The sequence below is a fragment of the Mesorhizobium sp. M7A.F.Ca.MR.362.00.0.0 genome (genome assembly GCF_004023175.1).
GTDB lineage: Bacteria > Pseudomonadota > Alphaproteobacteria > Rhizobiales > Rhizobiaceae > Mesorhizobium.
Genome location: NZ_RZTF01000333.1, coordinates 1 through 4,284 on the forward strand (window position 1 = coordinate 1; position 4,284 = coordinate 4,284).

Below are 4,284 nucleotides of genomic sequence, written 5' to 3' on the forward strand. Positions count from 1 at the left end.
GGCATGGCCTTGCCTACTGAAAATTGCGCCCCTTGGGCATGACCCTTTCCGCTTCTTCCGACAGCGTTGCGAGATCCTGCCGGATCGGTGCGCTTTGTTTGGCGGGGCTGGAGCGACCCGAACCGTCCTTGGCGAGGTCTCCCGGAGGAACCGCTGGCGCGGCCCCGCTGACCTTCTCCAGAAGCACGGTCAACCAAGGCGTCAGATCCTCGATCCTCTCGGCGACGATGTGGACCACGCCCGATTCCGACTGCAATTTTCCGGTGACCTTGACGAACCGGGCGCCCATGACGATCGGCCGGTAACGGTCGAAGGTTCTTTGCCAGAAGATGACGTTGGCCACCGCCTTGTCGTCCTCCAGTGTCAGGAAGATCGCATTGCCCTTGCCGGGGCGCTGCCGCACCAGCACGAGGCCGGCGACGGAGACGCGCCTGCCGTCACGCACGGAAGGAAGATTCGCATTGGGGATGACGCCGGCGCGGTCGAGCCGCTCGCGCAGGAAGGCGACCGGATGCGCCTTCAGCGACAGGCCGAGCGCGCGGTAATCATGGATGACATGCTCGCCTAGCGGCATTTTCGGCAGCTTCGTCTCGGGCTCCAGCTCGCGCAGGCGAAGCGCCGGCTGGTCGAACAGCGGCAGCCTTTCGGCGGCGCTCTTGCCGTCGAGTGCGCGCACCGCCCACAAGGCTTCGCGACGATCAAGGCCGAGCGAACGGAAGGCGTCGGCCTGCGCCAACCGCTCGATCTCGCCGACATCGAGGCCGGAGCGCAGCCAGACATCCCGGACGGATACGTAGCCTGAGCCGCGCTGTTCGACGAAAGCCGCCATGCGCTCCTTCGACAGGCCCTTGATCTGGCGGAAGCCGAGCCGGACGGCATGCTTCGTCTCGATGACGCCGCGCATGTCGGCATGGCGCGGGAGGATACGGGCCGGATCGAAAGGTGCTTTCTCCAGCGTGCAATCCCACACCGAAAAATTGACGTCGACATCGCGAATGTCGACGCCATGGTCGCTTGCGTCGCGCACGAGCTGGGCCGGCTGGTAAAACCCCATCGGCTGCGAATTCAGGATCGCGGCGCAGAACACGTCGGGATAGAAGGTCTTGAACCAGCAGGAGGCATAGACGAGCAGGGCGAAGGAAGCAGCATGGCTTTCGGGAAAGCCGTATTCGCCAAAGCCCTCGATCTGCTTGAAACAGCGCTCGGCGAAGTCCTTCGTGTAGCCCTTGCCGACCATGCCATTGATCATACGGTCGCGGTAATTGCCGATGGTGCCGGTGCGCTTGAAGGTGGCCATGGCGCGGCGCAGTTCATCGGCCTCGCCCGGTTTGAAACCGCCGGCGACGATGGCGATATTCATCGCCTGCTCCTGGAACAGCGGAACGCCCAGTGTCTTGCTGAGGATCGCCTCCAGCTCCGGTTTTTGATACTCGGGTTTTTCCTTGCCTTGCCTGCGGCGCAGATAGGGATGGACCATATCGCCCTGGATCGGGCCCGGCCGCACGATCGCCACCTCGATGACGAGGTCATAAAAGGTTTTCGGCTCAAGGCGCGGCAGCATCGACATCTGGGCACGCGATTCAATCTGAAAGACGCCCAATGTGTCGGCACGGCAGATCATATCGTAGACCCGGGCGTCTTCTGCCGGCAGGGTGGCCAGCACATAAGGTCGGCCGTATTTGTCTCGCGCCTTTGGATAGTGGTCAGTAAGCAAGGTGAAGGCGCGCTGGAGGCAGGTCAGCATGCCGAGCGCCAGCACGTCGACTTTCAGGATCTTCACCGCGTCGAGATCGTCCTTGTCCCATTCGACCATCTTGCGCTCGTCCATCGCCGTCTTGACGATGGGCACGATCTCGTCGAGCCGGTCCCTGGTGATGACGAAGCCGCCGACATGCTGCGACAGATGGCGGGGGAAGCCCATGATCTCATTGGCACGCTCCATCACGTGCCTCGACACCGGATCGGTGCGGTCGAGGCCGCCGGCGCGGGCTTCCTTCTCGCCAAGCTCCGATGTCGACCAACCCCAGATCGAGCCGGAAAGCGAGGCCCTGACATCCTCGGACAGGCCCATCGCCTTCGACACTTCGCGCAGCGCCGAACGGCCGCGATAGCTGATGACGGCGGCCGCAAGTGCCGTGCGCTTGCCGCTGTATTTCTCGTAGATGTACTGGATTACGGTTTCGCGCTTTTCGTGCTCGAAATCGACGTCGATATCCGGCGGCTCGTTTCTCTCCTCGGAAATGAAGCGCTCGAAGAGCGAATCGATTTTTTCCGGTCCTACTTCGGTGATGCCGATGCAGAAGCAGACGACCGAATTGGCGGCCGATCCACGTCCCTGGCAGAGAATATCCTTGCTGCGCGCGAACTTGACGATGTCGTAGACAGTCAGGAAATAGCGGGCATAGTTGAGGCGTTCGATCAAAGCGAGCTCTTCGTCGATGCGCCTGGTCACCGAATCCGGCACACCCGCCGGATAGCGGTTGGCCGCTCCCTCCCGCGCCAGCCGCTCCAGTTCAGCCTGTGGGCCAAGACCCGATTCCGTCGGCTCGTCCGGATAATTGTACTGAAGGTCGCTCAACGAAAAGGTCAGTTCTTCCGCAAACCGCAGCGTCTCGGCCAGCGCTTGCGGATGCCTGCGGAACAGGCGGGCCATCTCCATTGGCGGCTTCAGATGACGCTCGGCATTGGCGCTGAGTTGCAGCCCGACCTCGGCGACGGGCGTGTTGAGGCGGATCGCGGTCAGCACGTCCTGCAGCGGGCGCCGTTCGGCCGTGTGGTAGAGAACGTCGTTGGTCGCCATCAGCGGAATACCGACGCTCTCGGCAAGCGCCGCGGCCTGCTCGATGCGGAAACGGTCATTGCCGGCGTAGTCGGGCGAAACGCCAAGCCGCAGGTTCCTGCCGAAGCGGCCTTTGAGGTCTCCAAGCAGGGGAAGACTATCTTCCGCGCCCGCCGACAGACCGGGCAGGACCGCCAGCGACATCAGGTCACCCCATTCGAGGAGGTCGCCGCGCTGGAGAAGGGTGGCGCCTTTTTCGTTCTCGTCGCGCAGATTGGCTTGGGTAAGCATGCGGCACAGATGTCCCCAGCCCTTGCGGTCCTGGGGATAGGCGAGGATGTCCGGCGTGCCGTCGCCGAAAACCAGCCGGCAGCCGGGGTGATAGGAGAGTTTTTCGACCTTGGCCTGCTGCCAGGCGCGCACCACGCCGGCCACCGTGTTGCGGTCGGCAAGCCCGATCGCCGAGAAACCCAGGAGCTTGGCCGCGACCACCATCTCCTCCGGCTTGGAGGCGCCGCGCAGGAAGGAGAAATTCGACTGGATGCCGAACTCGGCATAGGGGATGACGGTCAGCGCGTTCATGCGAAGACACCATGCATGAACCAGCGCGGCGGTACCTGCGTGTTGCCGTAAAGACCTTGCCGGTAGAGCCAATAGCGGCGGCCATCGGCATCCTCGATGCGGAAATAGTCGCGCGTCGATGCCGCCTCGTCGCTTGGCGCTTCCCGCCACCATTCGGCGGCGATGCGTTCCGGCCCTTCGGCGCGCGTGACCCGGTAGAGCGCGCGCCGCCAGCGGAAGTGCAGCGGTGGTCCTTCCGGCATTTCAGTGGCCGGCACATCGATGGGTTCGGGCGAGCGGAACAGCCGGATTGGCCGTTCCGGCGGAAAAATGGTTTGTGGCGCCTGCAGCCTGCCGGGCTTTTTCGGCGGCGTGGTCCGGCGCGGCGCTTCGGTGAAGGGGATCGTGGCGACAGCACGCTCCGGCAGATGGCTCTCGACCGCGACCGGCCGGAGAACCGCGCCCTCGCCGAGCCGGGCGCGGATGCGGTCGGCGAACAGCGCGATATCGGCGCCATCGTCGATCGTTTCACCAGTCAGATCAGCCTGCTGCATGTCGAAGGTGGCTGCCGCCAACACCGAGAGCCGCACCAGATCGAAACCATAGCCGGCATCGATATCCTGCTCGAGCGCGGCCAGCCTCTCATGGAACAGTTTCTGGATCAGCATGGGTTCGCGCATCGGCCGCGAGGTGCCGATGGCGATGCGGCTGACGGCGCCGTCGACGCGAAAGAGCAGCAGCGCCAGTGTCCTGGCACCCTCGCCGCGGCGTTCGAGATCGGTTTTCAAGGTCGCCGCCAGCATGCCCACCAGCCGTTCGATGTCCTCGGTCAGGGTGACGGGTTCGGCGAGGTGGCGTTCGACCGAAAGCGGCGCGACGGGAAGGCGCGGCGACACCGCTTCGTCGAGACGGCCAAGCGCCTGGTCGAGGCGCAGGAGCAGCAA

General features: G+C 64.1%; 2 protein-coding genes. Both read right to left on the reverse strand.

Going from position 1 to position 4,284, the window contains the following annotated elements:
- Window positions 1-13: 13 nt before the first annotated feature.
- On the reverse strand, window positions 14-3,361 hold the full coding sequence (locus EOC06_RS28890; RefSeq protein WP_128309405.1) for an error-prone DNA polymerase: 3,348 nt from the start codon (window positions 3,359-3,361) through the stop codon (window positions 14-16).
- Window positions 3,358-4,284 (reverse strand): DUF6504 family protein (locus EOC06_RS43760; protein ID WP_348630667.1); only part of this gene is annotated, 927 nt, incomplete at its 5' end. The genes EOC06_RS28890 and EOC06_RS43760, both read right to left, overlap by 4 nt.